7 protein-coding genes and 1 riboswitch are annotated in these 6,996 nt (G+C 35.3%); all 7 genes read left to right on the forward strand.

What is annotated here, in order from left to right:
• Positions 1–791: NAD(+)/NADH kinase (locus Q0507_RS06120; RefSeq protein ID WP_298713908.1), on the forward strand; the 791-nt coding region annotated here is incomplete at its 5' end.
• A 78-nt stretch (positions 792–869) separates the two neighbouring features.
• A complete protein-coding gene (locus Q0507_RS06125) occupies positions 870–1,391 on the forward strand; it encodes a class I SAM-dependent methyltransferase (RefSeq protein WP_298713910.1) in 522 nt (173 codons plus the stop codon).
• Positions 1,392–1,711: 320 nt separating this feature from the next.
• Positions 1,712–2,167, forward strand: a complete 456-nt coding sequence (argR, locus tag Q0507_RS06130; RefSeq protein WP_004695825.1) for an arginine repressor — start codon at positions 1,712–1,714, stop codon at positions 2,165–2,167.
• A gap of 4 nt (positions 2,168–2,171) precedes the next feature.
• On the forward strand, positions 2,172–3,836 hold the full coding sequence (recN, locus tag Q0507_RS06135) for a DNA repair protein RecN (protein ID WP_298713913.1): 1,665 nt from the start codon (positions 2,172–2,174) through the stop codon (positions 3,834–3,836).
• A 41-nt stretch (positions 3,837–3,877) separates the two neighbouring features.
• Positions 3,878–4,050: riboswitch (Lysine riboswitch) on the forward strand.
• 76 nt (positions 4,051–4,126) lie between these two features.
• The gene (gene dapB, locus Q0507_RS06140) at positions 4,127–4,924 is read left to right on the forward strand and encodes a 4-hydroxy-tetrahydrodipicolinate reductase (protein ID WP_298713916.1); all 798 of its coding nucleotides are present in this window, start codon (positions 4,127–4,129) and stop codon (positions 4,922–4,924) included.
• A gap of 23 nt (positions 4,925–4,947) precedes the next feature.
• Positions 4,948–5,979 (forward strand): aspartate-semialdehyde dehydrogenase, encoded by a 1,032-nt coding sequence (locus Q0507_RS06145; protein WP_298713919.1) that lies wholly within the window; start codon positions 4,948–4,950, stop codon positions 5,977–5,979.
• A 21-nt stretch (positions 5,980–6,000) separates the two neighbouring features.
• The gene (gene dapA / locus Q0507_RS06150; protein WP_298713921.1) at positions 6,001–6,888 is read left to right on the forward strand and encodes a 4-hydroxy-tetrahydrodipicolinate synthase; all 888 of its coding nucleotides are present in this window, start codon (positions 6,001–6,003) and stop codon (positions 6,886–6,888) included.
• The last annotated feature ends 108 nt before the right edge of the window (positions 6,889–6,996 follow it).

The raw sequence follows: 6,996 nt of genomic DNA on the forward strand, positions 1-6,996 counted from the left end.
TATTTTTGCCAGATGATCTCGAATCAGATGCACCTGCACGAGTACTTAAGATTCCAAAAACTCATATTTTAAGCCGACCAGAAATCTTTAAGCAAATCGATATTGCCTTCAGTTTTGGTGGAGATGGTACAATCATCCATTTAGCAAGACAAATTTATCCATATAATGTACCTGTGTGCGGTATTAACTTGGGGGAACTAGGTTTCTTAAATCAAATTGAAATTCACCAAATGCAAAGTCATATTAAACGCATTGCAAAAGGTGATTATAACATTGAAAAACGCGGTCATTTATATGCCTATATAGATCGTAATGAGGGAAAAGAGGAAGAGCTGGTTCCTATTATTAACGAAATTGTTATCACTCGAGCAGAACCAGCTAAAATGGCACGAATTAATATGTCCGTTAATAATCAACACACACAAATGTATCCATCGGATGGTTTGATTATTTCTTCTGCTACAGGTTCTACAGGCTATAATTTGTCTGCTGGTGGTCCAATCATGAAACCAGATAATCGATCTATTATTGTAACCCCAGTGGCACCACATTTAATTCAAGGTGTAAGCCTCGTATTAGAGGAACATGATACGATTCAAATTACAATGCCTGAAAGAGAACCTCAACTACATATTTGTATTGATGGTACATTTGACTATACTTTTACAAATAAAGAAACATTACATATAAGTTCTAATCCAGTTTACTGTTTGTTTGTACGATTTAAGGATCAATGTTTCTTTGGTACATTATTTAAAAAATTAGCGTCTCGTCGAGATGAATTGTTATAACTAAATCTCAAGTGGGGTGATTTTGTGATTAACATTAATAATGCTGTTCAATTTCAACATTTAATCTGGGATCGATCAATGAAAAAAGCCAAAGTAGTAGTGGATGCTACATGTGGTAATGGTCATGATCTTTTGTACCTTGCTAAACGGGCTCAAAAGGGATGCCATCTATATGGTATTGACATACAAATGAAAGCCATTAAAACTAGTAAAGAGCTTTTACAATCAAATGATATAGCACCAGAAGTAAGTTTGACGTTTATTCATGACTCTCATGATTTAGCGGTAGCTCATCAATTAAAAGATGAAGTTATCGATTTAATGATTTTTAACTTAGGATATTTACCTGGTAGTAATCATGAAATCATAACTAAGCCGCATCATACCATAGATGCAATTAATGAAGGATTACATAAATTATCTAAGTCTGGAGTTATCACAATTGTTGCTTATCCAGGAACAAATGATGGACTTGCGGAGATGCAGAGCCTAAAAACCTATTTATCTGATTTAGAACAGAAATTATATAACGTATGCCATTGGCAACCTTTAAATCAAATCAATAACCCTCCAGAGTTGTTTATATTACAAAAACGATAGAAAGCTATATATTTTTATTCATTATGAATAAAACTCATACTCAATTAGCAAAAGCCCCTTATTAGGGGCTTTTATTTATACATGTATATTTTTTTACTTTTAAATTATTAATTTCCTATAAATAGATGAACCTTATGTGCTATGAATTTGTACGTTGTCATTATATAGAAAGTTAACAATATTTTAAATATTAGTATAATATGCATAAGACGTATAATATATGCGATTTATACCATATATTAATTATGAATATATGGTATAATATTATCAGAAAGATACTATTCTCTTTTATGTGCAAGGTTTAAAAAAGGGAGTTCAAAATGAAACGCTATCGCTATAACAAAATTAAAGAGATTGTGCAGTCCAAGGCGATTGAAACTCAAGAGGAATTAGCTGCGGCTTTACTCGAGGAAGGTATTGAAGTAACACAAGCTACAGTTTCTCGTGATATAAAGGAATTGATGTTAATCAAAATTCCTACAGGCGATGGACATTATCGTTATGCATTATCTCCAGAGGAAAATGTAGTTTTATCTCGTAGTCGTATTAATAGACTATTCCAAGATTCTTTGATTAAGGTTGATCATAGTTTAAACCAAGTTGTATTACATACGATTCCAGGTTCTGCTCAATCTGTAGCATTTTCTATCGATCATGCAAAATGGACTGAAATTATAGGTACATTAGCAGGGGACGATACCATTTTGTTAATTGCAAAATCTGAAGCTGAAGTTCCAGCAATTTTAGCGAAAATACAAGATTTAATGAAGGACTAATAATATGTTAACGCAAATGAGCATTCGCAACTTTGCGTTGATTGAGCAAATGAATATTTCATTTAATGATGGCATTACTATCTTTACCGGCGAAACTGGGGCAGGGAAATCCATTCTTATGGATGCCTTTAGTATCCTATTAGGAGAACGCGCAAGTAGCGAGTTTATTCGTCACGGTAAAGATAGTTTTGTTATAGACGGAATATTTGACATTGCTAATCACCAAAGTATTCAAGATTTATTAGAATCTAAAAACATCATGATAGAAGAAGGGCAATTAATTTTATCTAGATCTTTTAACCGTAATGGTAAGTCAAGTATCTTAGCTAATGATCAGCCCATACCATTAAAGGCTTTAAAGGAAATTGGTCAATACTTAGCAGATATTCATGGGCAATATAGTAACCAACGGTTATTAGATGCGGATACACATCATGAATATTTAGATAGTTTTAATAAAGAAGGGAAAGTAGCTTATAAAGCTTATACGGATGCATATAAAGTATATAGGCAAGCAAAACAAGAGGTAGATAACTTACAAGAAAATATGTCTGAACGAGCACGAGAGCTTGATATGCTTAGATATCAAATTGACGAAATCGAAGATGCTGGTTTAAGTATTGGTGAAGATACTTCTATTGCTGAGGAACTTAAGCGTCTAGATAGTTTTGAACATATTGATAAGGTATTAGGTTCTTGTTATGATGCCTTTTATAATGGCCGCCAACCAATACTTGATACAATTAACTCTATTAAGGTAGAGGTTAATGATCTTGTAAAATATGATGGCGAATTAAAAGATGTATCTGAAATGGTTGACTCTGCTTATTTTCAACTGGAAGAGGCGGCTCAGTCTTTAGATCGTTATAGAGATACCATTAGCTATGATGAAGAACGCTATAAATATTGTCAAGATCGAGATACTACGATTTATGGTTTAAAGAAAAAATATGGTGAAACCGTAGAGGAAATTCTTGCATACGAAGAAAAAGCACAAGCTCGTTTAGAAGAATTGGAAGGCCTTGTATTTGCTCAAGACGAATTAGAAGCTCGTCTTGAAGAAGCAAAAAAGGCAGCAGAAAAAGCCTTAACTGTTTTACACGAGGTACGTCTCAAAAATGCAAAAGCTATTGCTACTGCATTGCATCAAGAATTAGTTGATTTAGGTATGCCGAAAGGGGATATTCAATTTCATATTGAAGAGGGTATTGAGTTATCTTTATTAGGTGCAAAATCAATTGAAATGTTATTCTCTGCAAATAAAGGGGAGCAATTATTACCACTTCATAAAGTAGCTTCCGGTGGTGAGTTAGCCCGTATTGCATTAGCGTTTAAATCTGTATTCCGTAGTGATACCTTTAAAACGATGGTATTTGACGAAATTGATGTAGGTATCAGTGGTGATATAGCACTTAAGGTGGCAGAGAAAATACTTAATTTATCTAAAACCAATCAAGTATTTTGTATTACTCATTTGCCTCAAACTGCAAGTATTGCTAAACAACACTACCATCTATCTAAAATCGAGCAAGATGATCGTACAATTTCTACATTAGCAGTTTTAAATGAGGAAGAACGAGTAACGCAAATTGCGTCTATGATGTCTGGTAAGGGAATGTCTGCTACAGCACTTGCGGCGGCGAAAGAACTTATTGACCATTTTAATTGACTAAAATCGCATAATTACTTATACTAATAGTATTAAATGAATATGTTGATAGAGGTGCGAGTATTAAGAGTAATCATGAGGAGTAGGCATGCATTGATCCATGATAAAAGGGATGCTTGCCGAAGTTCGATGATTGCGACTCATCGTTCTGGTTGTCTATTTAATAGATAGACAACTGTCATCAATCTTGTATTGGTGGAGTGCTATCATTGAGCTTTTCGTAAGAGTATATATAGTTATATAATCTATAAGGCCAGTGGATGCATCCACTGGCTTTTTTGGAGGTATATATGATTCGAGTAATGGTAAATGGCGCTGGCGGCAAAATGGGTCGTGAAGTAGTCAAAGCAGTACATAACGATCCTGAATTAACGTTAGTAGGTGGTATTGATCCAACTAAGGCAGGGGAGGATGTAGGCTCCGTAGCAGGAATCGAACAATTAGGTATCAAGATGAATGCCTCCGTTGATGAGGTATTAGATACAAATAAACCTGATGTCATTGTAGATTTCACTAATCCTGCTGTTATTTATGAAAACGCGAAGAAAATGTTATCCGCTGGTATCCATGTAGTCATTGGTACTACAGGATTAACCGCAGAACAACGTGACGAACTTGATACAATTGGTCGTTCCAATCAAGCGAATTGCTTAGTGGCTCCAAACTTTTCTCTTGGGGCAGTAATGATGATGAAAGTGTCTGCAGAGCTCGCTCCATATTTCCCTAATGTAGAAATTATAGAATTACATCATAATCACAAATACGATGCTCCTTCTGGTACAGCTATTTTGACGGCTAAATTGATTAACGATGCTAAACAAGCTGCGAAGGTAACTACAGATGAAGATTTAACTCGTGAAAGTTTACCAGGTGCTCGTGGTGCCAAGGTTGATGATGTAACAATTCATAGTGTACGCCTCCCAGGTTATGTGGCACATCAGGAAGTATTGTTTGGTGGCTATGATGAAACATTAGTTATTCGTCATGATAGCTTAAGTCGTTTATCTTTTATGCCAGGCGTAGTATTAGCATGTAAAAAAATTAGTTCTAAAATCGGCTTAACATATGGTTTAGAACATTATTTATAATATTTGAGCAAGGAGATTTATCAATGAAAAAACCTAATGTTGCAATTCTAGGTGCTACTGGTGCAGTAGGTGCTGAATTTATTACACTTATTGAAGAGCGTAACTTCCCTTACGAAAACTTAAAGTTATTGGCCTCTGCTCGTTCTGCAGGTACTGAGCTTACTGTCAATGGTAAAACATATATTGTAGAAGAAGCAAAACCAGAATCTTTTGATGATATTGATATAGCACTATTCGCAGGTGGCTCTATATCTAAGACATTAGCTCCAGAAGCTGCTAAACGTGGTGCTATTGTAATCGATAACTCTAGTGCATTCCGTATGGATCCTGAAGTTCCTCTAGTAGTACCAGAAGTTAACCCAGAAGATATTTTGAAACATAAAGGTATCATCGCAAATCCTAATTGCTCTACAATCATTATGAGCTTAGGTTTAAAACCTCTTCATGATATTTCTCCTATTAGACGTGTAATTGTAAGCACATACCAAGCTGTATCTGGTGCAGGTAAAGAAGGTATTGAAGAACTTGAAAACCAAGTAAAACAATTTACTGCAGGCGAAGAAATGACAGCAAACTTGTTGCCAACCGGCTCTGCCCCTAAGCATTACCCTGTAGCATTCAACTTATTGCCACAAATCGATGTATTCTTAGAGAACGATTACACTAAAGAAGAAATGAAGATGGTTTACGAAACACAAAAAATTCTTCATGACGAAACTATTCAAGTAGTTCCTACTACAGTTCGTGTTCCTGTATATCGTTCCCATTCTGAGTCTGTCTTGGTAGAAACAGTGGAGCCTGTATCTGTAGAAGCTTTCAAAGCAGCATGTGAAAAATTCCCAGGTCTACAAGTTAAAGATAATCCTGCAGAACAAATTTATCCTATGCCATTATATACATCTAATCAAAATGACTGTGAAATCGGTCGTATTCGTAAAGACTTATACAATGACAAAGGTATGAATTTCTGGATTGTAGGGGACCAGATTCGTAAAGGTGCAGCTCTTAATGCGTTGCAAATTGCTGAGTATTTGGTGGAAAAACAAGCATTTTAATCTATCAAGGGGAGGACATATATGAAAACCTTTGGTCGAGTGTTAACAGCTATGGTGACATCTTTTAATAGTGATGGATCCGTTAATATTGAAAATTGTATTACTATCGCTAATCATTTGTTAGACAATGGTTCTGATGGTCTTGTTGTATGTGGTACAACGGGCGAAAATCCAACTATGTCTAAAGACGATAAATTAGCTTTATTTAAAGCGATTGCTAAAGAATGTGGACATAAGGGTTCAATCATTGCCAATGTAGGTAGTAACGATACAAAAGTATCCGCAGAGCTTGTAAAGGAAGTCTCTAAAATCGATGGTATCGATGGTTTACTAGTTGTAGTACCTTATTACAATAAGCCTAATCAACAGGGACAATATTTGCATTTTAAAGCTATTGCAGAAGCTACTACATTGCCAATCATGGTGTATAATGTACCAAGTCGTGTAGGAACAGGTATTTTTCCAACTACTTTAGTTCAACTACATAACGAATATCCACATATTTGTGCCATCAAAGAAGCAAGTGGAAATTTGATGATTGCTTCTGAAATTAAACGCTTAATGCCTGGAGATGACTTTATGGTATACAGTGGAGATGATGGTCTTACATTGCCGATGTTATCCGTTGGTGGTTGTGGGGTAGTATCCGTAGTATCTCATGTAGCAGGTAAAGATATGAATGCTATGATTCAAGCTTACGAATCTGGTCATAATCACGAAGCGATTCGTATTCATCAAGGCTTATCAGAAATCATTAAAGCGATGTTTATCACCACAAATCCTATTCCTGTTAAATATGCAGCTCGTAAAATCGGTTTACCTGTTGGTGAGTTTAATTTACCAATGTGTGAACCAAGCACTGATGAAGCAGCATATATTGATAAAGCATTGGCAGAATATCTACAATAAAATTTCAGTATAAAATAAAACCAGTAACTACATTGTAGCTACTGGTTTTTTATTTGTACGCCGAATAGGCATGACTAAACCCCCAGTTAAACTGGGGGTCAGTAAAAA

The organism is uncultured Veillonella sp., assembly GCF_938010505.1.
Classification (GTDB): domain Bacteria; phylum Bacillota; class Negativicutes; order Veillonellales; family Veillonellaceae; genus Veillonella.